The organism is Cupriavidus pauculus, from assembly GCF_003854935.1.
Lineage (GTDB): Bacteria > Pseudomonadota > Gammaproteobacteria > Burkholderiales > Burkholderiaceae > Cupriavidus > Cupriavidus pauculus_C.
In genome coordinates this window covers 1,410,815-1,436,312 of sequence record NZ_CP033970.1, presented here as the reverse complement: position 1 = coordinate 1,436,312, position 25,498 = coordinate 1,410,815, and the positions used below count along the sequence as shown (strand labels likewise).

The following is a 25,498-nucleotide window of genomic DNA, read 5'->3' as shown; positions in this document are numbered from 1 at the left end:
ATCGACAAGACGCGCCGCAGCAACCTGGGGCTTCCGCGTCAGTGCTGCTGGCCCCAGCGGCGCACGGTCACGCGCTCCAGCGTGGCGAACACCAGCCCTTCCACGGCCAGCCCGATCAGGATCACCGTCGCCAGCCCCGCGAACACGCGGTCCGTGTAGAGCTCGTTGCGGTTCTGGAAGATGTACCAGCCCAGCCCGCCCTTGCCGGACGACGCGCCGAACACCAGTTCCGCCGCGATCAGCGTGCGCCACGCGAACGCCCAGCCGATCTTGAGCCCGGACAGGATGGCCGGCAGCGCGGCCGGCACCAGGATCAGCACCACATAGCGCAGCCCGCGCAGGCCATAGTTGCGCCCGGCCATGCGCAGCGTCTCGGGCACGCCCCGAAACCCGGCGTAGGTGTTCAGCGCCAGCGGCCAGAGCACCGAATGGATCAGCACGAAGACCAGGCTCTTGGTGCCCAGCCCGAACCACAGCAGCGCCAGCGGCAGCAGCGCGATGGCCGGCAGCGGGTTGAACATCGCCGTCAGCGTGTCCAGCAGGTCGCGCCCGGCGCGCGTGGACACGGCCAGCGTGGTCAGCACGAACGCCAGCGCCACGCCGGCCGCGTAGCCTTGCAGCAGGATCGACAGCGACACCAGCGCCTTGCCGGGCAGCTCGCCACTGACGATGGCGTCGGCAAACGCGCGCGCGGTCGACAGGAAGGTCGGCAGCAGCAGGTCGTTGTCCTGGATGCGGGCGATGATTTCCCACGCCAGCGCCAGCAGCGCCAGGATCACGGCCTTGCGCAGCCACCCCTGCTGCCACAGCCGGCGCGGCCAGGGCAGCGCGCGCGACACCGGCACGGCGGTAAACGGTTCGAGCGCCCGTTCGTACTCCGGACGCAGTGCGGGATGAGCGGTGGTCATGATCCGTGCCTCGCATTGGGGATGGCAACGGCCGGCGCGGCATCGGCCGGCGTCTCGAACAGCATCGCGTGGATGCGCTGCGCCGCCAGCTGGAATTCGGCGCTGCCCTGGCTGGCCAGCGTGAACTGGTGGCTGTTCAGCTCGGCGCGCACACGGCCCGGATGCGGCGACAGCAGCAGGATGCGACTGCCAACCACCAGCGCTTCCTCGATCGAATGGGTCACGAACAGCAGCGTGAACGCGGCATCGTCCCACAGCGCCAGCAGTTCTTCCTGCATGCGCCGCCGCGTCAGCGCGTCCAGCGCCGCGAACGGCTCGTCCATCAGCAGCACCTTGGGCCGCATGGCCAGCGCCCGGGCAATGGCCACGCGCTGCTTCATGCCGCCCGACAGCGTGTGCGGAAAGGCATCGGCAAACGCGGCCAGCCCGACCTTGTCGAGGTAGTGCATGGCGACGTCCGCCGCCTCCGCCTTCGACAAGCCACGCGCCTGCCGCAGCGGGAACATCACGTTCTGCCGCACCGTCTTCCACGGCGGCAACTGGTCGAACTCCTGGAACACGACGATGCGGTCCGGCCCGGGCGCCTGCACGCGGCGGCCGTCGAGCCGAATCTCGCCCTCGGCGGCGGGCACGAACCCGGCCACGGACTTCAGCAGCGTCGACTTGCCGCAGCCGGACGGCCCCAGCAGCACGAAGCGGTCGGCCGCATGGACGTCGAAGCTGACCTGGTGCGTGGCCCGTACCACGCGCTGCGGCGTGCGGTATTCCAGCGATACGTGGTCGACTTCCAGCAGCGGCTGCGGCTGGGGCACGACGCGCAGGCGCGTGCCGGCGGGATGGGCCTCGGCCATGTCAGCTCCCCTGCGCGGTGGCGGCATCCTGGAAGAAGTAGTCCTGCCAGGACTTCGGCTGGTTCTTGATGGCGCCCACGCGGTGCATGAACGCGGCCAGCGGGAACGTGTTCTGCGGCGTGATCTTGAACTGCACCTGCGGATTCCTGAGCACCTTGACCAGCAGCGCACGGTCGATCCTGGCCTTGTTCACGCGGATGTACAGGTCGGCGGCGGCCTCGGGGTTTTTGGTCGCCAAGGCGGCCGCCTCGGCCAGCGCGTCAACGAAGGCGCGGTAGGTCTTGGGATTGTCGTTGCGGAATTTCTCGGTGGCGTAGAGCACGGTGGCCGAGCTGGGCCCGCCAAGCACGTCGTACGAACTCAGCACGATGTGCGCGTTCGGGTTGCCGGCCAGTTCCTGCTCCTGGAACGGCGGATTGCCGAAATGGCCCGTGATTTCCGTGCCGCCGGCGATGATCGCCGCCGCGGCATCGGGGTGCGGCACGGCCACGGTCCACTTGTCGAGCCGGTTGAATTCCTTGTCGCCCCACTGCTTGGCCGCCGCCAGTTGCAGCACGCGCGACTGCACCGACACGGTCACGGCCGGCAGCGCGATGCGGTCCTTGTCGGTGAAGTCGGCAATCGACTTCACCTTGGGATTGTTCGAGACCAGGTAGTACGGGAAGTTGCCCAGCGACGCCACGCCCTTGACGTTCTGGCGGCCGTGCGTGCGGTCCCACAGCGTCAGCAGCGGGCCCACGCCGGCGCCGGCGATGTCGATGGCGCCCGACAGCAGCGCGTCGTTGACGGCCGCGCCGCCCGACAGCTGCGTCCATTCCACCTGGATATCGACGCCCTGCTGCTTGCCGTGCTTCTCGATCAGTTGCTGGTCGCGCGCCACGTTGAGCAGCAGGTACACCACGCCGAACTGCTCGGCGATGCGGATGCGCCCCTCCGCGTGCGCGGTGCCGGACAGGGCCAAGCCGGCGGTCAGCACGGCCAGCGTGGCGCGGCGCGAAAAGGTGGTGGCAAGGGCAATCAGGGACATGCGAAAGGCTCCGGGGACGCGGGATGGAAGAGTGGAAGACGGGCGGGCGAAGATCAGAACGGCGTGTCGCCCTCGATCGTCGTGCGGTACATCACGCGGCGCAGGTGGTCCGGCGTGCCGCCGGCCAGGTGCAGCAGCGAGCGGTTATCCCAGAAGACCAGGTCGTGCGCGCGCCAGTGGTGGCGGTAGACGTACCGGGGCTGCACGCTGTGCGCGAACAGTTCGTCCAGCAGCGCGCGGCTTTCCGCTTCTGGCAGGCCGACGATCCGCGTCGTGAAATGCTCGCTCACGAACAGCGCCTTGCGGCCCGTTTCGGGATGCGTCCGCACCACGGGATGCACCACGGGCCGGACCTGCGCGATCTGCTCGGGCGTCAGGTTGGGCCGCCACGGGCTGCGCTGCTGCAGTTCGGCGTAGCGCGCCAGATACGTGTGCTCGGCGGTCAGCCCTTCGACCCGGCGCTTCAGCGCGTCGGACAAGCCGTCGTACGCGGCATGCATGTTGGCGAACAGCGTGTCGCCGCCCTCGGCCGGCAGTTCGATGGCGTGGAGCAGCGAGCCGAGGCTCGGCTTTTCCTTGTACGACAGGTCCGAGTGCCAGAAATGGCCCGCATCGCCCAGCCCGATTGGCTTGCCGTCGCGCAGCACGTTCGACACGATCAGGATCTCGGGATGGTTGGCAAGCTGGAACTGGTGCAGCACGTGGATCTGCAGCGGCCCGAAGCGGCGGCTGAACGCAATCTGCTGGTCTGGCGTGATGCGCTGGTCGCGGAACACCACCACGTGGTGATCCAGGTGCGCGCGATGGATGCGGCGGAAGTCATCGTCGGACAACGGCTGGCTCAGGTCCAGCCCGACGACTTCGGCACCCAGCGCGGCACCCAGCGGGCGAATCTCGAAATCCTGGCGGGTGGCTACGGCAACGGTCATGGCGGAATCGGCTCCTGGGGGCAAGCACAAGCCTTGCACTGTAGGGACGCGCAGCACCGCAGACAACGAACAAAAAAGCGGGGCGATATGCGGGGAGCGCATATGGGCGCCCTGCTGCTGAGCCTCGGCCGTCCCCAGCCCGTGCGCCACCGCACACCCCCTCCCCGGATTCCTGCCCTATAGTCGAAGGCAGCAGCGTCCACAAGATGCTGCGCCGCACAGGACACAGCGAACCACAAGGGGACCATCACATGGGCACTGTTGCGCGCTTTGACATTGGATTTACCCGCTACCTCTCCCCCGAGGGCAGCCCTGCCCCCGACCTTCCCGACTTTGCCCGCGACCCGGCCGCGCTGCTGCCGCTCTATCGCGCCATGGTGCTCACCCGGCAGTTCGACCTGAAGGCCATCGCGATGCAGCGCACGGGCCAGATCGGCACGTTTGCGTCGGCGCTCGGGCAGGAGGCGATTGGCGTGGGCGTGGCGATGGCGATGCGGGCGGACGACGTGCTGATCCCGTCGTACCGCGACCACGCCGCGCAGTTCGTGCGTGGCGTCACGATGACAGAGAGCCTGCTGTACTGGGGCGGCGACGAGCGCGGCAGCGGCTTTGCGGCGGTGCCGCACGACTTTGGCAACTGCGTGCCGATTGGCACCCAGGTGGGCCATGCGGCCGGCGTGGCCTATGCGTTCAAGCTGCGCCAGCAGCCGCGCGTGGCCGTCTGCATCATCGGCGACGGCGGCACGTCCAACGGCGCGTTCTACGAAGGCATGAACATGGCGGGCGCGTGGCAGGTGCCGCTGGTCATCGTCATCAACAACAACCAGTGGGCCATCTCGATGCCGCGCGCGCGGCAGACGGCGGCGGCCACGCTGGCGCAGAAGGCCATCGCGGCCGGCATTCCCGGCGAACAGGTGGACGGCAACGACGTGATCGCCGTGCGCGAGCGCGCGGGCGCGGCCATCGAACGGGCGCGCGACGGCGCGGGGCCGGCGCTGATCGAGGCCGTCACGTACCGGCTGGGCGACCACACTACGGCCGACGACGCGTCGCGCTACCGCGACGAGGCCACCGTCAAGGAAGCCTGGCGGCAGGAGCCGATCAAGCGGCTGCGCGACTACCTGGCCAGCGTGGGCGCGTGGGATGCCGCGCGCGAGGAGGCGCTGGTGCGCGAGACCCAGGCGGCCGTCGGCGCGGCGGTGCAGGCGTACCTGGACCTGCCCCACCCCGACGTCACCGCGATGTTCGATTGCCTGTACGAGACGCTGCCGGCCGCGCTGGCCGACCAGCTCGATACCGCCCGGCGCTACGCCGCCCCCGCCACGGAGACCGATCATGGCTGAACTCCATCTCGTGGAAGCGGTGAACCTGGCGCTGGCCCACGCGCTGGCGCACGACCCCGACGTGGTGCTGCTGGGCGAGGACATCGGCGTCAACGGCGGCGTGTTCCGCTCGACGGTCGGCCTGCAGGCGCGCTTTGGCGAGGCGCGCGTCATCGACACGCCGCTGGCCGAAGGCGGCATCGTCGGCGCGGCCATCGGCATGGCGGCGATGGGTCTCAAGCCCGTGGCCGAGATCCAGTTCGCGGGCTTCATCTACCCGGCCATCGACAACATCCTGAACCACGCCGGCCACCTGCGGCACCGCACGCGCGGGCGGCTCACCTGTCCGCTGGTGGTGCGCGCGCCCAGCGGCGCCGGCATCCACGCGCCCGAGCATCACTCCGAAAGCCCCGAGGCGCTGTTCGCGCATATCCCCGGCCTGCGCGTGGTCATGCCGTCGTCGCCGGCGCGGGCCTACGGGCTGCTGCTGGCCGCGATCCGCGACCCCGACCCGGTGATCTTCTTCGAGCCGACGCGGCTCTACCGGCTGTTCCGGCAGGAGGTGGCCGACGACGGCGCGGCACTGCCGCTGGACGCATGCTTCACGCTGCGCGAAGGCAGCGACATCACGCTGGTCAGCTGGGGCGCCATGGTGCAGGAGACGCTGGCCGCCGCGGACCAGCTGGCCGACGACGGCATCTCGGCCGCCGTCATCGACGTGGCGACGCTGAAGCCGCTGGACATGGAGACCATCCTCGAATCGGTGGCGCAGAGCGGCCGCTGCGTGATCGTGCACGAGGCGCCGCGCACGGCCGGCGTGGGCGCCGAGATTGCCGCGAACCTGGCCGATGCCGGGCTCTACTCGCTCAGCGCGCCGGTGCAGCGCGTGACCGGCTACGACACCGTGGTGCCGCTGGCGCGGCTGGAGCACAGCTACCTGCCGTCCGTGGCGCAGATTGTGGACGCGGCGCGGCGCGCGCTGGACGCGGCGTAGGCCCGCTCGGGAACCAGCCAGGAACACCGGAGACGACAGGAGACGACCATGCGGATCTTCAAGCTGCCCGACCTGGGCGAAGGGTTGCAGGAGGCCGAGATCGTGACGTGGCACGTGAAGCCCGGCGACGCCATCGACGCCGACCAGCCGCTGCTGTCGGTGGAGACCGCCAAGGCCATCGTCGAGATTCCGTCGCCGTTCGGCGGGCGCGTGGAAAAGCTGTTCGCCCGGCCCGGCGACATCGTCCACCTGGGCGCGCCGCTGGTGGGCTTCGAGGGCGCGGGCGCGTCGGAGGATGCGGGCACGGTCGTGGGCGCCGTCAAGGTGGGCACGCACGTGGTGCGCGAGGACACGGCCCGCGTGGGCGCCGCCGGCATCCACGGCGGCCACGGCCTGCGCGCCACGCCCGCGGTGCGGGCGCTGGCGCGCAAGCTGTCGGTCGATCTGGCGATGGTCACGCCGTCGGGCCGCGACGGCGTGATCACGGCCACCGACGTGCAGCGCGTGGCCACCACGCTGTCCGAACTGGGTCCGGCCGAGGTGGTCCGCGGCGTGCGGCGCGCGATGGCGCAGAACATGGCGCGCGCGCAGAGCGAGGTGGCGGCGGCCACGGTCATGGACGATGCCGACCTGCACGCATGGCAGACCGTGGGAACCACCGCCGCCGGCCACGACGTGACGATCCGGCTGGTGCGCGCGCTGGTGGCCGGCGTGCGCGCCGAGCCGGCGCTGAACGCGTGGTACGAGGGGCGCACCGGCCATCGGCATCTGCTGGAACGGATCGACGTCGGCATCGCGGCGGACCTGCCCGAGGGGCTGTTCGTGCCGGTGCTGCGCAACGTCGGCAAGCGGGACGCGGCCGACCTGCGCGCCGGGCTGGAACGGATGCGCGCCGACATCAAGGCGCGCACCATCGCGCCCGAGGAGATGCGTGGCAACACCATCACGCTGTCGAACTTCGGCATGATCGCCGGCCGCTATGCCGCGCCCATCGTGGTGCCGCCCACCGTGGCGATCCTGGGCGCCGGCCGCATCCGCGACGAGGTGGTGGCCGCCGGCGGCGTGCCGGCCGTGCACCGCGTGATGCCGCTGTCGCTGACGTTTGACCACCGCGTGGTCACGGGCGGCGAGGCCGCGCGCTTTCTGCGTGCCGTGATCGCCGACCTGGAGCGGCCCGACTGAGGGAGTGACGAACGCGCTACCGGCGCCGCCCTCGGCCATTGGGCGGACGTGCAATGTCCGCCGCAGTTCCTATACTGGATGGCCGGACCGATCGACAACCGCAACCCATCCAAGGAGCCTGACCATGGCCATCCGCATTGGCGAGACCGCCCCGGACTTCACCGCCGAAACCACCGAGGGCCCGATCCACTTCCACGAATGGATCGGCGACAGCTGGGCGATCCTGTTCTCGCACCCCAAGGACTTCACGCCGGTCTGCACCACCGAACTGGGCTACATGGCGCGGCTCAAGCCCGAGTTCGACAAGCGCAACACCAAGGTCATCGGGCTGTCCATCGACCCCGTGGGCGACCACTCGCGCTGGGCCAAGGACATCGAGGAGACCCAGGGCACCGCCGTGAACTTCCCGATGATCGGCGACCACGACCTGACCGTGGCCAAGCTCTACGACATGATCCACCCCGAGGCCAGCGGCAGCGGCCCGCGCACGGCCGTGGACAACGCCACGATCCGCTCGGTGTTCTGGATCGGCCCGGACAAGAAGATCAAGGCGATGCTGGTCTACCCGATGAGCGCCGGCCGCAATTTCGACGAGGTGCTGCGGCTGCTGGACTCCCTGCAGCTCAATGCCAAACACACGGTGGCCACGCCGGTCAACTGGAAGCCGGGCGACGACGTGATCATCCCGACCTCGGTGTCCGACGAGGACGCAAAGAAGAAGTATCCGGAAGGATTCAAGACGCTCAAGCCGTACCTGCGCACGGTGGCCCAGCCGAAGTAGCCGCGCGGCTAACTGGTTTGAGTTAAGCCTTCTGGCGCGTGGAACTATCCACAGGTTGCGTGGATAATCGCCCTCTTGACAGCCCGCAAACCCGCGCCAGCCCTCACAGGAGCTGGCGTGCCTTTTTTTTGGGCAAAGCCGGTTCAGGGGGTTTTGTTGCGTGCGACGGGGTTTTGTGCGGGGGTGGGGGGTGGCGTTGCCTGTGGCAGGACGCAGGGTTTTGCTCCCCTCCGCCGCCGGCGGGAGAGGGGTTGGGGATGAGGGCCAACGGTCCAGTTCGAGACCGGTCGGCAAGCAGAGCCTCCATGCCCTCTCCCCCGGCCCCTCTCCCGCGTCGCGGGAGAGGGGAGACAACCATCGGTAACTCAATACATCCCGATCACGGGTGCCGCGCCAGCACGCCGCGGATCGTGTCGGCCAGGTCCTTGGCCAGGAACTTCGACACGTAGGCGTCGGCGCCGACCTTGCGCACGTGTTCCTCGCTGGCCTCGCCCGACAGCGACGAGTGGATGACCACGGGCAGCGACTTGAGCCGCGCGTCGGCCTTGATCTTGCGCGTCAGCGTGAAGCCGTCCATCTCGGGCATTTCCAGGTCGGTCAGCACCAGCGACACCTCGTCGCGGATCGACCTGCCCTGGCTTGCGGCCAGGTCGGCGATCTCGCCCAGCATGTCCCACGCTTCCTGGCCGGTCTTGGTCATCACCACGGGCACGCCCATGGCCTTGAGGCCGTTCTCGATCAGGCCGCGCGCCAGGGCGGAATCGTCGGCGCACAGGATCTTGGTGCCCGGGCGCAGGCTGAGCTGCGGGCCCACGGTGGCCGGGTCCACGTCGGGCTGGCGCGTGGGCAGCACGTCGCGCAGGATCTGCTCCACGTCCAGCACCTGCACCAGGCGCGGGTTGTCGCCGCCGGCGTCGAGCTTGGCGATGCTGGTCACCAGCCCGCCCTTGACGCTGTTCTCGGCCGAGATCACCTGGCTCCAGTCCAGCCGCACGATTTCCTCCACGGCCTCGACGGCAAAGCCTTGCGTGGAGCGCGCGTATTCGGTCACGAGCATGATGTTCAGGCCCGACTTCGGCTTGCATTCCAGCAGGCGCGGCAGGTCGATGACCGGAATCACCTGCCCGCGGATGTCCGCCATGCCCAGGATCGCCGGCTCGGCGCCCACCACCGACGTCACCGACGGCATGACCAGGATTTCCCGGACCTTGAAAACGTTGATGCCGAACAGTTCGGACTGTCCGCTGTGCGTCGCGTCGCCAAGTCGGAACAACAGCAACTCGAACTGGTTGTTGTTGGTCAGGTTGGTGCGCTCGTCGATGTCTCTCATCGCGCTGGTCATGCTGGGGCTCCGCTGGCTCGCTGTGTGGATATGAGGGTTGCCAAAGGGCTATCGGCGGCCCGGCCGTGACCTTTAGCGCGGCGTGGCCCGTGTGACCGATGCATGGCCCCGGCGGCCCACCGAGGGAAATCCCTGAGGCGCCGCAGGCACCGCATTACCGTGGATATTCGGCGCCGGGCATGTTCCGCATCCGGGCCCGATGATGACCCGGCAGGACGCCTCGCCTACCTTTGAGCCCGCTGGAACCGGCCCGCCAGAGGCCCGGACCGGCGCCCCGGCCTCACTGGCCGGACACCGAGGAAAGAGACACCCGCACCCCTTGCCCGATGCCGACGGGAACTCCGCCCTCACACCCCGGAACCACGTGAGACGAGGCTGACGCCCGATCCGTACGCGGACGCGCGCAGCGCCCCAGCAAGGAGACTGACCATGATCGAACAGCCCTATCCGTCCGTCACGGACGTGGACGCCGCGCCCCCGGCCAGCGGCCGGATCGACCAGTATTTCGGCATTACCGCGCGCGGCAGCACGCAGCGCCGCGAGGTGGTGGCCGGCGTCACCACGTTCATGGCGATGGTCTACGCCGTGTTCGTGGTGCCCGGCATGCTCGGCAAGGCCGGCTTCGACACCAGCGCCGTGTTCGTGGCCGTATGCCTGACCACCGCGTTCGGGTCGCTGCTGATGGGCCTGTGGGCACGCCTGCCCATCGCCATCGGCTGCGCCATCTCGCTGACCGCGTTCATGGCGTTCGGGCTCGTGCTGGGCCAGAAGCTGTCGCCGGCGGTGGCGCTGGGCGCCGTATTCCTGATGGGCGTGGTCTTCACGGCCATCTCGGTCACGGGCGTGCGCTCGTGGATCCTGCGCAACCTGCCCGCCGGCGTGGCACACGGTGCCGGCATCGGCATCGGGCTGTTCCTGCTGCTGATTGCCTCGAACGAGGTGGGGCTGGTGGTCAAGAACCCCGCGCCGGGCCTGCCGGTGGCGCTGGGCCATATCACGTCGTTCCCGGTGATGATGTCGGTGCTGGGCCTGGCCGCGATCTTCGGCCTGGAGCGCCGCCGCGTACCGGGCGGCATCCTGCTCGTGATCGTCGGCATCTCCGCGCTGGGGCTGGTGTTCGATCCGGCCGTCAAGTTCACGGGCGTGTTCGCGCTGCCGTCGCTGTCCGCGCCGGGCCAGACGTCGCTGATCGGCGCGATGGACGTGCGCGGCGCGCTGTCGGCCGCCGTGCTGCCCAGCGTGCTGGCACTGGTCATGACCGCCGTGTTCGACGCCACGGGCACCATCCGCGCCGTGGCCGGACAGGCCAACCAGCTCGACGCCACGGGCCGCATCCACAACGGCGGCCGCGCGCTGACCGCCGATTCGGTCAGCTCGATCTTCTCCGCGTTCTTCGGCGGCGCCCCGGCGGCGGCCTATATCGAATCCACCGTCGGCGTCGCGGCCGGCGCCCGCACGGGCCTGGCCGCCGTGACCGTCGGCGTGCTGTTCCTGGCCGTGATGTTCTTCTCGCCGCTGGCCGGGCTGGTGCCGTCGTACGCCACGGCGCCGGCGCTGATGTACGTGGGCCTGCTGATGCTGTCGAGCGTGTCGCGCCTGCACATGGACGACCTTGTCGATTCCTTGGCCGGCCTGGTCTGCGCGGTATTCATCGTGCTGACCTGCAATATCGTCACCGGCATCATGCTCGGCTTCTGCACGCTGGTGATCGGCCGCATCGTCGCCGGCGAATGGCGCAAGCTCAATGTCGGCACGGTAGCCATTGCGGTGGCGCTGGCCGCGTTCTATGCCGGCGGCTGGGCCATCTGACGGCATCGTATTTTCCGTAGAACACGGTCCGCCAATATCGACCGGCACACCGAAATTCCGCCCTGCCACGGGGCGGCACCGATGTCTCCTCCACCTGGGATGACCGGTGGATTTGCCAGCCCTCGGGTACTTTCCCCCGGGGGCTTTTTTTATTGGCACGAGCTGCCGTGGCCCGGCCGAATATATCCGCGCCCGGGTGCCAAAACCTGTCAAAAATACCAGCGTCGCCAATCGTGCAAAGCGCCGCGGCGTCCCGGCAAATTTCGGAATCCGCTGAATGGCGGGTCGGACGACCACCGATTTGGTTATCGCGATTGCGGCGGCAGATTCTCGATTATCCGGCGATTCGAGGTTGCCTCGCCTTGCCGATTGTGGTTAGGATGCGAGCCAGCGCGACAAATGCCGGATAGCGCCAGATTCCGCCGGACAATCCCATAACTGGTCATTGCGATACCGTTTCTCCGCAAATCGGTTAGCGGGCCTTTTGCGAATTGGCGTTTGAATGCGTGCTTTTCGCGATAATTCTTGTAATATTTTTGTTATGCGGACCCGTTTGCAGCGTCACGCAACGGCCGCCAATCTGAACGGGGATCCAAAAATGCCGACATACAAGCAACTGCTGGCCGAAAAAGAAGCGCTGGAAGCCAAGCTCAGCGAAGTGCGTGCCAATGAAGTGGCCGGCGTGATCGAACAGATTCGCAAGCTGATGGCCGATTATGATCTCAGCGTCGAGGACATCGCGCCCAAGCGCCGCCGTGGCCGTCCGGCCGGCACCGGTGCCGCGCGCAAGACCGCGTCGGCGCTGCCGCCGAAGTATCGCGATCCCAAGACCGGCAAGACGTGGTCGGGCCGTGGCCGCGCGCCTGCCTGGCTGGGCAAGCGCCCCGAGCGCTTCCTGATCGAACAGGCCTGACCCACCCCTCCCCTGGCCCGGCCGCCCGGCCGGCCGCCATCGCCCGCGCGCCCTAGCGCGCCTCGCACAGGTACTCGGGCCGCAGGGCCCGGAAACCCTGCTGCGAAGGTTCCGGTACCACCGTCGCACCACCATCGGCCGTCGGCCTCAACTGCAACACGCGCGCCGCGCATTGCGTGGCGGCATCGTCGCGGGTGTAACGGATTTCATATTGCTGGTTCACTTGCGGGATGAACGACACCCCGGCCGCGCAGCGGGCGTCGTCGGCCGGCGGCGCGGCGTACGACGTCACCGCGATAAAGATCCGCTTGCCCGGCACCACCTTGCGCTCGCGCGTGCGCGACGGCGGCTCCGGCGCGATGCCCGCCATGTCCAGCGTCGAGTCGCGCCCCATCGCCGCCAGTTGCTTGCCGGTGCCGGCCAGTACCAGCGGGCGCGGCGACGGACACCGGGCCGGGTCCAGCACGCTGAACGTGGTCCGGTCGTCGGTGCTGGTCATCAGTCTTACGCTGGCGTACGGCGCATCGGACGGCACGCGGTAGTACGACACGCAGCCACCCAGCGCGACGGCCACGGCCAGGGCGGACGGCACGGCAGCAAACGGAATCCTGCGCATAGCGGGCACGAAGCGGACAGTTGGACGAGGTTGGTGCCACAGCATGGCGACATCGGGCCAGGCCGGACGTGCGCCGGGCCACGCTGAGGATATCCACAGCTTCTGTGGATATCCTGCCGGCCCGATCCGCCGGGGGCCTGTCGGTGCGGTATCGCACCGGACTGCCCAAGAATTAGGCAGCCGGCCCGGCCCCGTTCGCTCCCGATCCCCAACAGATCCCCCGCCCGCCGCGCGGCCGTAACTAGGCAATGTAGGTCAGGATCGCGGCGAACCCAAGGCCGGCGTACCGGGCGGCGCATCGCGCCAGCGCTCGGCCAGGAAGTCGACGAACGCCCGCACCCGGGCCGGCACCAGCCGGCGCTGCGGCATGACGGCGTAGATGCCGTTGGCGGCGATGGTATAGTCCGGCATCACCCGCACGAGCCGGCCCGCCCGCAGATCGTCGCAGACATGCCATGTGGAATGCATGGCAATCCCGAAACCGGCCAGCGCCGCGTCCGACAGCAGTTCCCCCGTATTGGCCTCCACGCGCCCCCGCACGCGCACCGCAATTTCCCCGCCCTTGCCGTCCTCGAACCGCCAGACATCGGCCCGGCCCTGCGCGCCCACCAGCACCAGGCACTGATGCCCCGTCAGATCGGCCGGCGTCCGCGGCATGCCGTGCGCGCGCAGGTAGTCGGGCGACGCGCACAGCAGCCGCTGGTTGTCGGCCAGCTTGCGCGCCACCAGCGTGGAGTCGTCCAGCGAGCCGATGCGGATGGCCAGGTCGAAGCCGCTGCTGACCACGTCCAGCACGCGGTCGTCCAGGTTGACGCTGACATGGACGTCCGGATACCGGCGCAGAAATTCGGTCAGCAGCGGCGACACGTACTGCCGCCCGAATGACGCCGAGGTCGTCAGCCGCAGCGTGCCCGAGATGCCGCTGCCCGCCTGGCGCAGCGACCCGGCCAGCGCCTCCAGGTCTTCCACCAGCGGCCGCCCCTGCTCGGCCAGCACCGCGCCCTCGGGCGTGGCATGCAGCCGGCGCGTGGTGCGATGCAGCAGCCGGACGCCCAGTTCGCGTTCCAGCCGTTGCAGCCGCTGGCTGGCCACCGCCACCGAAATGTCCAGGCTGCGCGCCGCCGCGCTGATCGATCCCAGGTCCAGCACCCGCAGGAACAGCCCGATGTCGCCGATGCGATCCATGATTCTCAACGATTGATTGAAACTGATTCTCGATATTGCCCGTTTTTCGAAGAATCAGAAAGGCCGAGACTGGCGGCCTGCTCCGCTCCCCCGGCCGGCGCCGTGCTCGCCGGTCCACCTTTTTTGCGAGAACCGACCATGACCGCCCCCGTTCCACCCGTTTCCACCCCCGCCACCGGCGCCCCGCCCGCGCGGATGCCGGCCGCCCTCTACGCGCTGACTGCCGGCTCGTTCGGCATCGGCTGCGCCGAATTCGTGATCATGGGCCTGCTGCTGCAGGTGGCGTCAGACCTGGGCGTGACCATCGCGTCCGCCGGCATGCTGGTGTCGGGCTACGCGCTCGGCGTGTTCGCCGGCGCGCCGGTCCTGACCCTGCTGACGCGCCGCATGCCGCGCAAGGCCGTGCTGATGGGACTGATGATGGTCTACACGGTCGGCAACGCCGCGTGCGCGCTGGCGCCCGACTACACCACGCTGATGGTGGCGCGCGTGGTCACGTCGCTCACGCACGGCACGTTCTTTGGCGTGGGCGCCGTGGTGGCCACCGGCCTCGTGCCGGCCAACCGCCGCGCGTCGGCCATCTCGGTGATGTTCTCGGGCCTGACGCTGGCCACGCTGCTCGGCATGCCGGCCGGGGCCTGGCTGGGACTGCATTTTGGCTGGCGTGCCACGTTCTGGGCCATGACCGCCATCGGGCTCGTGTCGCTGACGGTGATCGCGCTGCTGGTGCACGGCAGCCGCGACGACAGCGCGCCGGTGCGGCTGGTCGACGAACTGAAGACCATCGGCCGCCCGCAGGTGCTGCTGGGCCTGCTGATGACCGTGCTGCAGGCGCTGGGCACGTTCGCCGTCATCACCTATATCCAGCCGATGCTCACGCGCGTGACCGGCTTCGGCGAGGCCGCCGTGTCGCCCATCCTGCTGCTGTTCGGCGGCGGCATGATCATCGGCAACATCCTCGGCGGCCGCATGGCGGACCGCCACCCCACCGGCGCGCTGCTGGGCGCGGTGGCCGCGCTGACCGTGGTGCTGGCCGCGATGACGCTGTCGCTGCACAGCCACGTGGGCGTGGTGATCTTTGTGGGCGTGCTGGGCATCGCCGCGTTCTCGACCGTCTCGCCGCTGCAGCTGCGCGTGCTGCGTCATGCGCAGGGCGCCGGCCAGAACCTGGCGTCGAGCTTCAACATCGCGGCGTTCAATCTTGGCAACGGGCTGGGGGCGTGGCTGGGCGGCGTGGTCGTCGACCACGGCCCGGGCCTGCCGGCGCTGCCGTGGGTGGCCGCGCTGGCGCCGCTGGCGGCGCTGGGCATCGCGCTGCTGGCCGTGCGGCTGGAACGCCGGGCGGCCGGCGCGGGCGGCGCCTACCATCTCGACCCGGCTTGATGGCGGTCAACGAGGCCGCTGCCGATCTTGACGATGATGATGCCCGCATATTGCGGGCGTGCTCCGGTCCGTCGCAACACATGGCGCCTGCGCATCGACCCTGTGCCCAACCCACGCACTCCGATTGCCCCACACGCTCGCCATGCCCGTTGCCGACCTCGACGAATTCGCCCTCTACAACCGCATCCAGGACCATTTCCCGCTCGACGCGCGCCCGTACCAGAGCGCCGGCGAGCCGTTCAACCTGTCCGAACACACGCTGCTGAGCCTGCTTGCCCGCGACCTGGGCAACGGCCGCATCAGCCGCATCGGCGCCGTCTTCGCGCCGAACACCATTGGCGCCACCACAGTGGCCGCCCTGTCGATCCCGCAGGCCCGGATGGAGCACGCGGTCGACCGCATCAACCTCGATCCCGACATCAGCCAGAGCCATGCGCGCGAAGGCCACCGCTACAACCTCTGGTTCGTGGCCGGCGCGCGCGACCGTGGCACGCTGGACGGCGTGCTGGCGCGGATTGCCGCCGACCTGGGCCAGCGCCCCGTGGACCTGCCGCTCGAACGCGAATACCGGGCCGACCTGGGCCTGCCGCTCGGCGCCGGCCGGGGCGGCCGCCGCGTGCCCGCGCAGCCGCCGCTGATCCTGAGCCCGCCCGAGCCGCCCATCCTCGACGAGGCCGACTGGCGGCTGGCGGCGGCGCTCGAAGCCGGCTTGGCGCTGACGCCCCACCCCTACCACGCCCTCACGCGCCGCGCCGGGCTGCCGCTGTCCGATACGCTCGCGCGGCTGGCGCGCTGGCGCAGCGCGGGCGTGATCCGCCGCTTCGGCGCGATCCTGCGGCACCGTCCGTTCGGCTATACCCATAACGTGATGTGTGTCTGGAATGTGCCCGACGCGCGCGTGGATGCGGTCGGCATGCGGCTGGCCCATGTGCCGCACGTCAGCATGTGTTTCCGGCGCGCGCGGCGGCTGCCGCTGTGGCAGTACAACCTGTTCGCGATGATCCACGCGCGCAGCGCCAGCGAGCTGAATGCCACGCTGGCGCGCTTTGACGCCGTCGGCGGCCTGGCCGACGCGCCGCGCGCCGTGCTGCGGGCCAGCCACTGCTTCAAGCAGCGCGGCACGCGCTACGGCGGGGCACTGCCCGAGTTCTGAATCAGGCGCCGCGCGGCTCGGGGAACAGCAGCGCCAGCCGCTGCGCCATCGCCCCCAGCCATTCGGGCCGTGGCGCGGCATCGAGCCAGTACTTGACTTCGAGCCCCAGCGCCGTGTCGCCCCGTATCGATAGCCTGCGCTGGAAGAACAGCGTGTCGGTGTCGGCATCGCCGCTGATCAGCCGCAGGTAGCTCAGCGCGCCCGCGTGCAGCGTCAGGTCGGTCTCCCGATCGTCGAACGGCCCCGGCAGGAACCGGCCGTTGGCACAGTGAAAACGCACCGCCAGGCCGATGTCGTCCACGGTCAGCGAGAACGTCCGGCCATCGAGCGCGGCTGGCGGCGCCAGCCAGCCGGCCCGGCGCATCGCTTCGAGCGCCACCACCAGCGGCGCGGCGCGCAGCGGGGCGGGCAGGTGGCGATGTACGCGCGTCGCCACCGATTGCAGGATCGTCATGCCAGCGCTCCTTGTCCGGCTTCTTGTTCCGTGTGCGACAGCCACCGGATGCCCGGCGCGCCGCTCCAGTAGCCATTGCTCGGCAACGCCCCGGCCGGGGTCACGCTGGCCGGGGCCGCCTCGCGCGCACCGCGGCGGATGGCGTCGAGATGGGCGATGACATCGAACGTGCCCGAGGCGTGCGGGCTGATCCGCAGGTAGCCGATGCCCGCCGCGGCCATCCGCGACGCCTGCGCGCACAGGTCCAGGCACGTGGCCGACTGCGTCTGGATGCCGTTGAGCGTGAAGAACGCCTGTCCCTCGCCCGTGTCGGCCACCAGGCCATCGGGATAGTCCATGCAGCGGAACTCGCACGCGTCCTTGCGCAGCCGATGGTGCCGCGCCGTGAAGCAGCGCGCCGAGAACGCCAGCGGCATGCGGCCCCAGACCATCGCCTCCAGGTCCATCCCGCCCGGCCGGGCCGCAGCCAGCGCCGCCATCGTGTCGCCATCCATCTCCACCGGTACCGTGCAGCCCGTGGCGCCCAGTTGCGCCAGCCAGGCCAGCGTGCCGGCGTGGTAGACGTTCAGGTGCGGCCCGCCGATGAACGGCCGGCCCGCCATGTTCTGCACTGCGCCCAGGTCGTTGGCCTCGACCAGATAGTCGTCCTGCGCGCAAACCCGGCGCATCACGGCGATGTCGCTGTCCGATTCCACGAGCACCGGCGTGGACAGCACCACCTGCTTGCCGGCGTCGCGCAGCATGCCGGCCACGTCGAGCCAGTCGGCCAGCCGCATCTCGTGGCGGCGCGTGCAGACGGCCTCGCCCAGGTAGACGCGGTCTACGGCGGTGTCGGCGACGGACGCATAGAACTGCAGCACGGTCGCGCGAGGCCAGTAGTAGAGCAGCGGGCCGAGCGCAAGCCGGCACGCCGGGGCCGTCGGGGCCGGATTCGTGGAAAGGGGGGTAGCCATGGTGGATGTGGGCGGAAGGTGCAGCGTGGGGGGATTCGGGAAGCGGGATCGGGCTATCGCCACGGACGGTCGTAGGCGCCCTGCGTGACCTGGTCGCCCTCGGCATGGCGGCCCAGCGTGGCCTGCCAGTCCTGGCGCGGCACGAAGCGCCGGGGGTCGCGGCAGGCATCGTCGATGGCAGCGCGCAGCACGCCCACCACGTCGGCCACATAGCGCGGGCTGCGCTGGCGGCCTTCGATCTTGATCGCCGCGATGCCGATGTCGATCAGCGACGGCAGCAGCGACACCGCGTTCAGGCTGGTAGGCTCCTCCAGCACGTAGCCGCGCTCGCCTTCCACCGTGAACCGGCCCTTGCACAGCGTGGGATAGCCGGCCGGTTCGCCGGGCGCGTAGCTGTCGATCAGGATGCCGGACAGCCGCGCCTGCATGGTGCCGTCGCGCTCGTCCCAGCGCACCGCGTGGGCCGGCGAGCAGACGCCCTTGTTGTTGGGCGAGTCGCCCGTGGCGTAGGACGACAGCAGGCAGCGCCCTTCGGCCATCACGCACAGGCTGCCGAAGCCGAATACCTCCAGCTCCACGTCGGTCTGGCGCGCCAGCCGGGCGATCTGCGGCACCGACAGCACGCGCGGCAGCACCACGCGCCGGATGCCGAACTGCTGGCGCATCAGCTCGATGGCATCGGCATGGGTGGCGGAGCCCTGCACCGACAGGTGGATGCGCAGCGACGGGTGCCGCTGCGCGGCGTAGGCGATGAGCCCGGCGTCGGCCATGATCACGGCATCCGCGCCCAGCGCGGCGGCGGCGTCCACGGCATGGTGCCAGCGCTCCACGTGGCCCATCTGGGCGAAGGTGTTGATGGCGAACAGCACCTCGGCGCCGCGCGCGTGCGCTTCGGCCACGCCGGTGCGGATATCGTCCTCGCTGAAGTTCAGGCCGCCGAAATTGCGCGCGTTGGTGGCATCGCGCAGGCCCAGGTAGACGGCGTCGGCGCCATGCTGCAGCGCCATGCGCAGCGCCGCCAGCGACCCGGCCGGCGCTACCAGTTGAGGGCGGCGGATCGCGCCCGGGGATTGTGTCATCGCGTGATGCATCGGGAAGGGGAACCCCCGGATGCTAGCGATTTGACGAGATCGCGCCTTTGACCGTGCGCAAATCCGACAGCGGGCGGACGGGCCGGCCGCCGGGCCGGCTCAGCGCGGCGCCGCGCCCAGCCGGGCCGAAAGCTGGTCGGCCAGCGCGCGCACCTGCCGGCCGATACGTTCGCCGGTGGCGGCGTCTATCTCGCTGCTCAGGTAGCTGACCGCGATGGCACCGGCGGCCCGCGTCTGCTGCGCGTCGAACACGGGCGCGCCGAAGCAGGTCATGCCTTCGCGCATCTGGCCGTTGTCGATCGAATAGCCGGCCGCGCGCACCTGCTCCAGCTCGGTGGCCAGTGCCGCCGCGCTGCCCACGCTGGCTCGCGTCAGCGGCGCCGGCAGGCCATCGGCGAACAGGCGCCGCACGTCGGCGGACGGCAGCGTGCTTAGCATCGCCTTGCCGGTGGCCGTGTACGGCGCGGGCAGCCGCATGCCGATGCGGAACGTCACGCCCAGCGGCCGGTCGCCGTTCTGGCAGGCCAGGTAGACCACTTCGGCCCCTTCCAGCGTGGACAGCGTGACCGTGGCGTCGTGGAAGGCATCGGTCTGGGACCAGAGCGCGCGGAATTCCTCGGTGATCTGGGTCTGCGCCAGGAAGGCGTTGACCCAGCCCATCACGTGCGGGCCCAGCGCCATCGCGCCGCTCGGCAGGCGCTTGAGCAGTTGAAGCTGCGCCAGCGTGTCGCACATGCCGTGCAGCGAACTCTTGGGTGCGCCGGTCAGGCGCGTCAGGTCCGCCAGCGTGAGCGGGGTGGCCGACGCGGCGATGGCATCGAGCACCTGCACGGCCCGGACCACGGCCGGCGAGGTCGGCCGGCTGTCGGGCGTCAGGTCGGCAGGCGGGGTATAGGCGGATTTGGGCATTGGAGACGGCAGGACTGGAACGGATGGCGATGCTGGCGGTCTGCCCGGCATGGGCGTATGATCGAGCATCGTTCGACATACGGAATATAGTTCAATCTATTGAACGCCGGCAAGTCTGACGTGAGGCTGCGCCGACGCCGTGACTCTCTCGGGGAAATTCGCCATGCAACTGAAGGATCCTTCGCTCTTCCGCCAACTCGCTTATGTGGACGGCCAGTGGCAAGGCGCCGATTCCGGCGCGACGTTCGACGTGACCGACCCGGCCACCGGCGAGGTCATCGCCAGGGTGGCGGACCTGGGCGCCGCCGAGACCGAGCGCGCCGTGGCCGCCGCCGAGGTGGCGCAGAAGGGCTGGGCCGCGCTGACCGGCAAGGCCCGCGCCGCCATCCTGCGCCGCTGGTTCGACCTGATGGTTGCCAATACCGACGACCTGGCCTACCTGATGACCCGCGAACAGGGCAAGCCGCTGGCCGAGTCCAAGGGCGAGATTGCCTACGCCGCGAGCTTTATCGAATGGTTCGCCGAGGAAGCCAAGCGCGTGGACGGCGAGGTGCTGGCGTCCCCCGCCGCCGACAAGCGCCTGGTCACGCTGCGCCAGCCGGTGGGCGTCTGCGCGGCTATCACGCCGTGGAATTTTCCGGCGGCGATGATCACGCGCAAGGCGGCCCCGGCGCTGGCCGCCGGTTGCGCCATCGTCATCAAGCCCGCCGAACTGACGCCGCTGTCGGCCTTTGCGCTGGCCGAGCTGGCCCATCGGGCGGGCGTGCCGGCCGGCGTGCTGCAGGTGGTGACCGGCAATTCCAGGACGATTGGCGCCGTGCTGACGGGCAGCCCAATCGTGCGCAAGCTGTCGTTCACGGGATCGACCGAGGTGGGCCGCATCCTGATGGCCCAGTCAGCGCCCACGGTCAAGCGGCTGTCGCTGGAACTGGGCGGCAACGCGCCGTTCATCGTGTTCGACGATGCCGACGTGGACGCCGCCGTGGAAGGCGCCATCGCCGCCAAGTACCGCAACGGCGGCCAGACCTGCGTCTGCGCCAACCGCTTCTATATCCAGGACGGCATCTACGACGCCTTCGCGGCCAAGTTTGCCGAGCGCACCAGCCAGTTGCGCGTGGGCAACGGGCTGGAGGACGGCGTCGTGATCGGCCCGCTGATCGAGGACAAGGCCATCGACAAGGTCACGTCGCTGATGGACGACGCCACGTCGAAGGGTGCCCGGGTGCTGACCGGCGGCGGCAAGCACAAGCTCGGCGGCACGTTCTACACGCCGACCGTGCTGGCCGGCGCCACGGCCGAGATGCGCGTGGCACGCGAGGAAATCTTCGGCCCGGTGGCGCCGCTGTTCCGCTTCACCCGCGACGAGGACGCCGTGGCCGCCGCCAACGCCACCGAATTCGGGCTGGCCGCCTACCTGTACACGCGCGACATCGCCCGCGCCTGGCGCACGGCCGAGGCGCTGGAATACGGCATGGTGGGCCTGAACACGGGCCTGATCTCCAACGAGGTGGCGCCGTTCGGCGGCATCAAGCAGTCCGGCATCGGCCGCGAGGGCTCCCGCCACGGCATCGAGGAGTACCTGGAGATCAAGTATCTTTGCCTGCAGGTTTGATGACGATTACGGTTGCGCTGCCGACGGTTTAATCAAGATCCAGGAGACCCCATGAACCCCTTCCGCTTCCAGACCGTGCCGACGGTCATCGTCGAAGCTGGCGCGGCGCGCCGGCTGGGCGCGCTGCTGCGCGAGTCGTACCCGCAGGCGCGGCGCCTGTGCGTCGTGACCGACGGGTTCCTGGCCCGCAGCGGCCTGCTGGCGCCGGCGCTGGACGACCTGCGCCAGCACGACTGGCAGGTGACCGTGATCGACGACGTGGTGGCCGACCCGCCCGAGCACGTCGTGCTGGAAGCCACCGAGCGCGCGCGCCAGGCCGATGCCGAGGTGGTGCTGGGCCTGGGCGGTGGCTCGTCGATGGACGTCGCCAAGCTGATTGCCGTGCTGCTGCCGGCCTCGCAGTCCATCAAGGACATGTACGGCGTGAAGAAGGTCACCGGCACGCGGCTGCCGCTGGTGCAGATGCCGACCACGGCCGGCACCGGCTCCGAGGTCACCGCGGTGTCCATCGTCACGACCGGCGAGACCACCAAGATGGGCGTGGTGGCGCCGCAGCTCTTCGCGGACCTGGCCATCCTGGACGCCGAGCTGACGCTGGGCCTGCCCCGCGCCGCCACGGCGGCCACTGGCATCGACGCGATGGTCCATGCGATCGAGGCCTACACCAGCGCCCATCTGAAGAATCCCGTCTCCGACATGCTGGCCGTGCGCGCGCTGGAATTGCTGTCGCAGAACCTGATGCGCGCCTGCGACAACGGCCAGGACCGCGCCGCGCGCGAGGCGATGCTGCTGGGCGCGATGTTCGCCGGGCAGTCGTTCGCCAACGCGCCGGTGGCGGCCGTCCATGCGCTGGCTTACCCCATCGGCGGCATCTTCCACGTCGCGCACGGGCTGTCCAACGCGCTGGTGCTGCCGCACGTGATGAAGTTCAACGCGCCGGCCGCCTGCAAGCGCTACGGGGAGCTCTGCGACGTGGTGCTGCCCGGCACCACGGGCAGCGACGAAACCAAGTCCGCCGCGCTGATCGCCCATATCGAGGGGCTGGTGGAAGCCACCGGCATCCCGCGCACGCTGCGCGAGGTGGGCGTGCAGGAGACCGACCTGGACCGCCTGGCCGCCGATGCGATGCTCCAGACCCGCCTGCTCGTGAACAACCCGCGCGAAGTGACCCAGGCCGACGCGCACGCCATCTACCGCGCCGCGCTGTGACGCCGGCGGGCGCCGCCGCCATGGTTCCGGCCGGCGGCGGCGTCCCAATCCAGCAGAAGTCGTCCGATTCCTACACTGATTTCAGCCCCAGACCGCCTCAGCGCGGAGTGGTGCTGTCCTAACCTGAAGGCACAGGGACAGCCAGCGCGACAGTACCCGTCTGCCGCGCTGCAGCACCACAACAAAGGAGCGCACCATGGGTATCGGTACTATTCTTCTGATCATTCTCGTCCTGCTGCTGATTGGCGCACTGCCGACGTGGCCGTACAGCTCCGGCTGGGGCTACGGACCGTCCGGCGGCCTGGGCCTGATCGTCATCATCGTCGTGCTCCTGGTTGTGTTGGGCCGCATATAAGGCCCGGGTTTCACGAACCGAAGGAGATCGACCATGCCAGCCAAATCGAAGGCACAGCAGATGGCGGCCGGCGCCGCCTTGTCGGCCAAGCGCGGCGAGCGCAAGGCCAGTTCGCTCAAGGGCGCATCGAAGTCGATGGCCAAGTCGATGAGTGAAGGCGAGCTCAAGAAAATGGCCAGCACCAGCCAGAAGGGCAAGCCCACGCACAAGTCCAAGCGCTGACGCGCGCGGCCTGCCGCGCGGGCGGCAAATGACGGAGGGGCGGTGAAAACCGCCCCTCCGTTGCTTTCTGCCCGGCTAGCCCTTGGACGACTTCGACGCTTTCCCTGCGGACGCCTTCTTCGTCGGCTTCTTCTTCGTCGACTTCTTCCCGGCGGCCTTCTTCCCGCCCGCTTTCTTCCCGGCTTCCTCTTCAAACCGCACCGGCCCCACATAGCCCGGCAGCCGGCGCGCCTTGCCGCTGCGCGCCAGCGGAATCGCCACGGTCATCGCGCGCGCAAAGCCGGCGATGCTGTGCATGTCTTCCTCGACGCAGCGCCGGAAGAAATCGGCCCAGCGGAAGTCGCCATAGGCGTTGCCAGGCTTCTGGTAGGCCCCGGCATTGCGCGTGAACGCGGCGAGGCTGCGGTACGGGTCGTCGCGCATGCTCATCACCGTGGCCGGCAGGTCCTTCTCGGTCAGGTGCTGGCCGTGCTCGTCATATGGATTCAAGTGCCCAAGCGCGCGCATCTGCTTCCAGAACTTGCCCGGCGACAGGTGGCTCAGGTCCGCGATGATGCGCACCGGCGCCTCTTCCCAGCCCAGTTCCAGCCAGGCGCGCGCCCAGTGGTGGTGATCGGCGATATAGAGCGCGCCGCCCGGCCCCACCACCGTCTCGATGCGATGCTCGGCCAGAAAGCGCTTCTGCGCGGCCGGGCTGCGCGGCCGGGCCGAGACGTCCATTTTCTCGTGCACCTGGTACATGCCGAGCGTGATCTGCGTGGGGCGCAGCGTATCCAGTTCCGCGGTCGTTTCCGTGGCCATCGGCAATGTCCTTAGCTGTTGCTGGCCACCTGGCGGTCCACGTAGTGCTCAAGCTCGCTGCCAGGGTCCTCGTTGCCGGTGCTGTCCTCGGCCACGGCCTCGTGCGCCACCGGCGCGGCGTGGGCCGGGCGCGTGGCGTCCGGCGATGCCTCGCCCGACGGCTTGCCCTTGCCACCCGGCATCGGCCAGTACTCGCCTTCCGGCGCGCCGATCAGCGACGGCGCCCGCTTCGGGTCGAAATCGGTCCACTGGCCGCCTTCCCAGGTGCCCTTGGCCTGCTCGCAGTCGCTGGCGCCGCCTTCGCGCAGCACCTCCAGCACTTCGTCGCGGCGGTCGCCCTTGGCACGCGCGGCCAGCAGCACGCCGGGCGGCCGGGCACCGCCCGGGTCCACCGACATGATCGAGACGTCCCAGACCGAGAAGCCACGCGCGTAGAGCTTCTGGGCGGCCTGCTCGGCCTCGGGGATGGATGCAAAGCGTCCGGCGACTATCGAAGACATGATCGTTTCTCCCTGTTTATCCTGCGGTCAGAGGCATCAGGCGTTCACCACCTCGCCACCATTGATGTGGAGGATCTGCCCGGTGATATAGCTCGCGGCGTCCGACGCCAGGAACACGTAGCCGGCCGCCACCTCGAACGGCTGGCCGGGGCGCTCCATCGGCGTCTTCTTGCCGAATTCCGCCACTTCCTCGGGGCTGAACGTCGACGGAATCAGCGGCGTCCAGATCGGGCCCGGCGCCACCCCGTTCACGCGGATACCGCGCTTTACCACCTGCAGCGCCAGCGAGCGCGTGAACGCGACGATGGCGCCCTTGGTGGCCGAATAGTCCAGCAGGTGCGCGCTGCCACGGTAGGCGGTGACCGACGTCGTGTTCAGGATCGTCGACCCCTTGCCCAGGTGCGGCAGCGCCGCGCGCGTGACGTGGAACATTGCAAAGACGTTGGTGCGGAACGTCCGCTCAACCTGGTCGGGCGTCACCTCTTCCAACGATTCCTGCGGATGCTGCTCTGCCGCATTGTTCACGAGGATGTCCAGCCGGCCGAACCTGGCGAGCGTGTCCGCCACGACCTTGTCGGCGTGCTGGACATCGGCGATATCGCCGGCAATGGCCAGCGCCCGCTGGCCGGCGTCCTCGACCAGCCGCTGGGTTTCCTTCGCATCCTCATGCTCGTCGAGATACGCAAACGCAACGTCCGCCCCCTCGCGCGCGAAGGCCACGGCGATGGCCCGGCCGATGCCACTGTCGCCGCCGGTCACCAGCGCCACCCTGCCTTGCAGGCGGCCGCTGCCGACGTAGTCGTCGGCGCCGCTGTCGGGCTTCGGCGTCATTTCGCTTTCCAGGCCGGGCTGGCGGTCCTGGTGCTGGGGCGGGAGCTTCTCGGGTGTGGACATGGCGTGCGTTCCGTAGGATCTGGCGGTGAATGGATCAATACGGCAAGGCGCGCAAATTCCGTGCCGCGGCGCGCGCAGGCAACCATCGGCAGCCGCTGCCACG

The 25,498-nt window shown here is 69.5% G+C and carries 26 protein-coding genes; 12 read left to right on the top strand and 14 right to left on the bottom strand.

Annotation, left to right across the window (positions count from 1 at the left end; genetic code table 11):
- Positions 1 to 38 precede the first annotated feature (38 nt).
- The 4 genes from EHF44_RS24530 to EHF44_RS24515 are packed head-to-tail and all read right to left on the bottom strand — an operon-like array spanning position 39 to position 3,715.
- A complete protein-coding gene (locus tag EHF44_RS24530; protein ID WP_124686275.1) occupies positions 39 to 908 on the bottom strand; it encodes an ABC transporter permease in 870 nt (289 codons plus the stop codon).
- Positions 905 to 1,759 carry an ABC transporter ATP-binding protein gene (locus EHF44_RS24525; protein ID WP_124686274.1) on the bottom strand — a complete coding sequence of 285 codons (855 nt, stop codon included), beginning with the start codon at positions 1,757 to 1,759 and terminating at the stop codon, positions 905 to 907. The genes EHF44_RS24530 and EHF44_RS24525 overlap by 4 nt, the downstream gene beginning before the upstream one ends.
- 1 nt (position 1,760) lies before the next feature.
- The gene (locus EHF44_RS24520) at positions 1,761 to 2,786 is read right to left on the bottom strand and encodes an ABC transporter substrate-binding protein (protein ID WP_124686273.1); all 1,026 of its coding nucleotides are present in this window, start codon (positions 2,784 to 2,786) and stop codon (positions 1,761 to 1,763) included.
- A 53-nt stretch (positions 2,787 to 2,839) separates the two neighbouring features.
- A complete protein-coding gene (locus EHF44_RS24515; RefSeq protein WP_124686272.1) occupies positions 2,840 to 3,715 on the bottom strand; it encodes a TauD/TfdA dioxygenase family protein in 876 nt (291 codons plus the stop codon).
- A gap of 251 nt (positions 3,716 to 3,966) precedes the next feature.
- On the opposite strand from EHF44_RS24515, the gene pdhA reads away from it, so the two are divergent.
- The 4 genes from pdhA to EHF44_RS24495 all read left to right on the top strand — a co-directional run bounded on the left by pdhA (position 3,967) and on the right by EHF44_RS24495 (position 7,994).
- Positions 3,967 to 5,058, top strand: a complete 1,092-nt coding sequence (gene pdhA, locus EHF44_RS24510) for a pyruvate dehydrogenase (acetyl-transferring) E1 component subunit alpha (protein ID WP_124686271.1) — start codon at positions 3,967 to 3,969, stop codon at positions 5,056 to 5,058.
- On the top strand, positions 5,051 to 6,031 hold the full coding sequence (locus EHF44_RS24505) for an alpha-ketoacid dehydrogenase subunit beta (RefSeq protein ID WP_124686270.1): 981 nt from the start codon (positions 5,051 to 5,053) through the stop codon (positions 6,029 to 6,031). The genes pdhA and EHF44_RS24505 overlap by 8 nt, the downstream gene beginning before the upstream one ends.
- 48 nt (positions 6,032 to 6,079) lie before the next feature.
- The gene (locus EHF44_RS24500) at positions 6,080 to 7,213 is read left to right on the top strand and encodes a dihydrolipoamide acetyltransferase family protein (RefSeq protein ID WP_124686269.1); all 1,134 of its coding nucleotides are present in this window, start codon (positions 6,080 to 6,082) and stop codon (positions 7,211 to 7,213) included.
- A 124-nt stretch (positions 7,214 to 7,337) separates the two neighbouring features.
- Complete coding sequence (locus EHF44_RS24495) at positions 7,338 to 7,994, top strand: peroxiredoxin (protein ID WP_124686268.1); 657 nt, start codon at positions 7,338 to 7,340, stop codon at positions 7,992 to 7,994.
- A 379-nt stretch (positions 7,995 to 8,373) separates the two neighbouring features.
- On the opposite strand, the gene EHF44_RS24490 is transcribed toward EHF44_RS24495, so the two are convergent.
- Positions 8,374 to 9,336 carry a chemotaxis protein gene (locus tag EHF44_RS24490; protein WP_124686267.1) on the bottom strand — a complete coding sequence of 321 codons (963 nt, stop codon included), beginning with the start codon at positions 9,334 to 9,336 and terminating at the stop codon, positions 8,374 to 8,376.
- A gap of 429 nt (positions 9,337 to 9,765) precedes the next feature.
- On the opposite strand from EHF44_RS24490, the gene EHF44_RS24485 reads away from it, so the two are divergent.
- Together EHF44_RS24485 and EHF44_RS24480 are read left to right on the top strand one after the other, a co-directional pair.
- Entirely contained in the window at positions 9,766 to 11,145 is a 1,380-nt protein-coding gene (locus tag EHF44_RS24485) for an NCS2 family permease (protein ID WP_124686266.1), read from the top strand.
- A gap of 598 nt (positions 11,146 to 11,743) precedes the next feature.
- Positions 11,744 to 12,058, top strand: a complete 315-nt coding sequence (locus EHF44_RS24480) for an H-NS histone family protein (RefSeq protein ID WP_124686265.1) — start codon at positions 11,744 to 11,746, stop codon at positions 12,056 to 12,058.
- A 52-nt stretch (positions 12,059 to 12,110) separates the two neighbouring features.
- Here EHF44_RS24480 and EHF44_RS24475 read toward each other — a convergent pair whose 3' ends face one another.
- Positions 12,111 to 12,674: a hypothetical protein gene (locus EHF44_RS24475; protein WP_124686264.1), complete on the bottom strand. Its 564-nt coding sequence runs from the start codon at positions 12,672 to 12,674 to the stop codon at positions 12,111 to 12,113.
- Between the two features lie 255 nt (positions 12,675 to 12,929).
- Positions 12,930 to 13,859: a LysR family transcriptional regulator gene (locus EHF44_RS24470; protein ID WP_124686263.1), complete on the bottom strand. Its 930-nt coding sequence runs from the start codon at positions 13,857 to 13,859 to the stop codon at positions 12,930 to 12,932.
- A 138-nt stretch (positions 13,860 to 13,997) separates the two neighbouring features.
- Between EHF44_RS24470 and EHF44_RS24465 the strand changes: the two genes are divergently transcribed.
- Positions 13,998 to 15,242 carry an MFS transporter gene (locus EHF44_RS24465; protein WP_172966175.1) on the top strand — a complete coding sequence of 415 codons (1,245 nt, stop codon included), beginning with the start codon at positions 13,998 to 14,000 and terminating at the stop codon, positions 15,240 to 15,242.
- A gap of 142 nt (positions 15,243 to 15,384) precedes the next feature.
- The gene (gene ahbB / locus EHF44_RS24460; protein ID WP_124686262.1) at positions 15,385 to 16,395 is read left to right on the top strand and encodes a siroheme decarboxylase subunit beta; all 1,011 of its coding nucleotides are present in this window, start codon (positions 15,385 to 15,387) and stop codon (positions 16,393 to 16,395) included.
- 1 nt (position 16,396) lies between these two features.
- Here ahbB and ubiT read toward each other — a convergent pair whose 3' ends face one another.
- The 4 genes from ubiT to EHF44_RS24440 all read right to left on the bottom strand — a co-directional run bounded on the left by ubiT (position 16,397) and on the right by EHF44_RS24440 (position 19,802).
- Complete coding sequence (ubiT, locus tag EHF44_RS24455) at positions 16,397 to 16,849, bottom strand: ubiquinone anaerobic biosynthesis accessory factor UbiT (protein WP_124686261.1); 453 nt, start codon at positions 16,847 to 16,849, stop codon at positions 16,397 to 16,399.
- Positions 16,846 to 17,802: a U32 family peptidase gene (locus EHF44_RS24450; protein ID WP_124686260.1), complete on the bottom strand. Its 957-nt coding sequence runs from the start codon at positions 17,800 to 17,802 to the stop codon at positions 16,846 to 16,848. The genes ubiT and EHF44_RS24450 overlap by 4 nt, the downstream gene beginning before the upstream one ends.
- Positions 17,803 to 17,855: 53 nt before the next feature.
- Positions 17,856 to 18,881: a ubiquinone anaerobic biosynthesis protein UbiU gene (gene ubiU / locus EHF44_RS24445; protein ID WP_124686259.1), complete on the bottom strand. Its 1,026-nt coding sequence runs from the start codon at positions 18,879 to 18,881 to the stop codon at positions 17,856 to 17,858.
- A 111-nt stretch (positions 18,882 to 18,992) separates the two neighbouring features.
- A complete protein-coding gene (locus EHF44_RS24440) occupies positions 18,993 to 19,802 on the bottom strand; it encodes an IclR family transcriptional regulator (protein ID WP_124686258.1) in 810 nt (269 codons plus the stop codon).
- Positions 19,803 to 19,965: 163 nt separating this feature from the next.
- Between EHF44_RS24440 and EHF44_RS24435 the strand changes: the two genes are divergently transcribed.
- The 4 genes from EHF44_RS24435 to EHF44_RS24420 all read left to right on the top strand — a co-directional run bounded on the left by EHF44_RS24435 (position 19,966) and on the right by EHF44_RS24420 (position 23,200).
- A complete protein-coding gene (locus tag EHF44_RS24435; protein ID WP_124686257.1) occupies positions 19,966 to 21,414 on the top strand; it encodes an NAD-dependent succinate-semialdehyde dehydrogenase in 1,449 nt (482 codons plus the stop codon).
- A gap of 51 nt (positions 21,415 to 21,465) precedes the next feature.
- On the top strand, positions 21,466 to 22,623 hold the full coding sequence (locus tag EHF44_RS24430; RefSeq protein ID WP_124686256.1) for an iron-containing alcohol dehydrogenase: 1,158 nt from the start codon (positions 21,466 to 21,468) through the stop codon (positions 22,621 to 22,623).
- A gap of 196 nt (positions 22,624 to 22,819) precedes the next feature.
- Positions 22,820 to 22,978, top strand: a complete 159-nt coding sequence (locus tag EHF44_RS24425; RefSeq protein WP_124686255.1) for a DUF3309 family protein — start codon at positions 22,820 to 22,822, stop codon at positions 22,976 to 22,978.
- 33 nt (positions 22,979 to 23,011) lie between these two features.
- Positions 23,012 to 23,200: a DUF3008 family protein gene (locus EHF44_RS24420; RefSeq protein WP_124686254.1), complete on the top strand. Its 189-nt coding sequence runs from the start codon at positions 23,012 to 23,014 to the stop codon at positions 23,198 to 23,200.
- Between the two features lie 75 nt (positions 23,201 to 23,275).
- On the opposite strand, the gene EHF44_RS24415 is transcribed toward EHF44_RS24420, so the two are convergent.
- From EHF44_RS24415 to EHF44_RS24405, 3 genes are read right to left on the bottom strand one after another with little or no spacing between them, the layout of a single operon-like run.
- The gene (locus EHF44_RS24415) at positions 23,276 to 24,001 is read right to left on the bottom strand and encodes a ParB-like protein (protein ID WP_124686253.1); all 726 of its coding nucleotides are present in this window, start codon (positions 23,999 to 24,001) and stop codon (positions 23,276 to 23,278) included.
- 11 nt (positions 24,002 to 24,012) lie between these two features.
- Positions 24,013 to 24,501, bottom strand: a complete 489-nt coding sequence (locus EHF44_RS24410) for a hypothetical protein (RefSeq protein WP_124686252.1) — start codon at positions 24,499 to 24,501, stop codon at positions 24,013 to 24,015.
- A 36-nt stretch (positions 24,502 to 24,537) separates the two neighbouring features.
- Positions 24,538 to 25,395: an SDR family oxidoreductase gene (locus EHF44_RS24405; RefSeq protein ID WP_124686251.1), complete on the bottom strand. Its 858-nt coding sequence runs from the start codon at positions 25,393 to 25,395 to the stop codon at positions 24,538 to 24,540.
- Positions 25,396 to 25,498 lie beyond the last annotated feature (103 nt).

Coding starts and splice junctions, on each gene's coding strand:
- EHF44_RS24435 (WP_124686257.1), top strand. CDS start 19,966: ATGCAACTGAAGGATCCTTCGCTCTTCCGCCAACTCGCTTATGTGGAC.
- EHF44_RS24440 (WP_124686258.1), bottom strand. CDS start 19,802: ATGCCCAAATCCGCCTATACCCCGCCTGCCGACCTGACGCCCGACAGC.
- EHF44_RS24515 (WP_124686272.1), bottom strand. CDS start 3,715: ATGACCGTTGCCGTAGCCACCCGCCAGGATTTCGAGATTCGCCCGCTG.
- EHF44_RS24530 (WP_124686275.1), bottom strand. CDS start 908: ATGACCACCGCTCATCCCGCACTGCGTCCGGAGTACGAACGGGCGCTC.
- pdhA (WP_124686271.1), top strand. CDS start 3,967: ATGGGCACTGTTGCGCGCTTTGACATTGGATTTACCCGCTACCTCTCC.
- EHF44_RS24405 (WP_124686251.1), bottom strand. CDS start 25,395: ATGTCCACACCCGAGAAGCTCCCGCCCCAGCACCAGGACCGCCAGCCC.
- ahbB (WP_124686262.1), top strand. CDS start 15,385: ATGCCCGTTGCCGACCTCGACGAATTCGCCCTCTACAACCGCATCCAG.
- EHF44_RS24500 (WP_124686269.1), top strand. CDS start 6,080: ATGCGGATCTTCAAGCTGCCCGACCTGGGCGAAGGGTTGCAGGAGGCC.
- EHF44_RS24505 (WP_124686270.1), top strand. CDS start 5,051: ATGGCTGAACTCCATCTCGTGGAAGCGGTGAACCTGGCGCTGGCCCAC.
- EHF44_RS24480 (WP_124686265.1), top strand. CDS start 11,744: ATGCCGACATACAAGCAACTGCTGGCCGAAAAAGAAGCGCTGGAAGCC.
- EHF44_RS24450 (WP_124686260.1), bottom strand. CDS start 17,802: ATGGCTACCCCCCTTTCCACGAATCCGGCCCCGACGGCCCCGGCGTGC.
- EHF44_RS24490 (WP_124686267.1), bottom strand. CDS start 9,336: ATGACCAGCGCGATGAGAGACATCGACGAGCGCACCAACCTGACCAAC.
- ubiT (WP_124686261.1), bottom strand. CDS start 16,849: ATGACGATCCTGCAATCGGTGGCGACGCGCGTACATCGCCACCTGCCC.
- ubiU (WP_124686259.1), bottom strand. CDS start 18,881: ATGACACAATCCCCGGGCGCGATCCGCCGCCCTCAACTGGTAGCGCCG.
- EHF44_RS24520 (WP_124686273.1), bottom strand. CDS start 2,786: ATGTCCCTGATTGCCCTTGCCACCACCTTTTCGCGCCGCGCCACGCTG.
- EHF44_RS24485 (WP_124686266.1), top strand. CDS start 9,766: ATGATCGAACAGCCCTATCCGTCCGTCACGGACGTGGACGCCGCGCCC.
- EHF44_RS24415 (WP_124686253.1), bottom strand. CDS start 24,001: ATGGCCACGGAAACGACCGCGGAACTGGATACGCTGCGCCCCACGCAG.
- EHF44_RS24420 (WP_124686254.1), top strand. CDS start 23,012: ATGCCAGCCAAATCGAAGGCACAGCAGATGGCGGCCGGCGCCGCCTTG.
- EHF44_RS24410 (WP_124686252.1), bottom strand. CDS start 24,501: ATGTCTTCGATAGTCGCCGGACGCTTTGCATCCATCCCCGAGGCCGAG.
- EHF44_RS24425 (WP_124686255.1), top strand. CDS start 22,820: ATGGGTATCGGTACTATTCTTCTGATCATTCTCGTCCTGCTGCTGATT.
- EHF44_RS24525 (WP_124686274.1), bottom strand. CDS start 1,759: ATGGCCGAGGCCCATCCCGCCGGCACGCGCCTGCGCGTCGTGCCCCAG.
- EHF44_RS24470 (WP_124686263.1), bottom strand. CDS start 13,859: ATGGATCGCATCGGCGACATCGGGCTGTTCCTGCGGGTGCTGGACCTG.
- EHF44_RS24475 (WP_124686264.1), bottom strand. CDS start 12,674: ATGCGCAGGATTCCGTTTGCTGCCGTGCCGTCCGCCCTGGCCGTGGCC.
- EHF44_RS24430 (WP_124686256.1), top strand. CDS start 21,466: ATGAACCCCTTCCGCTTCCAGACCGTGCCGACGGTCATCGTCGAAGCT.
- EHF44_RS24465 (WP_172966175.1), top strand. CDS start 13,998: ATGACCGCCCCCGTTCCACCCGTTTCCACCCCCGCCACCGGCGCCCCG.
- EHF44_RS24495 (WP_124686268.1), top strand. CDS start 7,338: ATGGCCATCCGCATTGGCGAGACCGCCCCGGACTTCACCGCCGAAACC.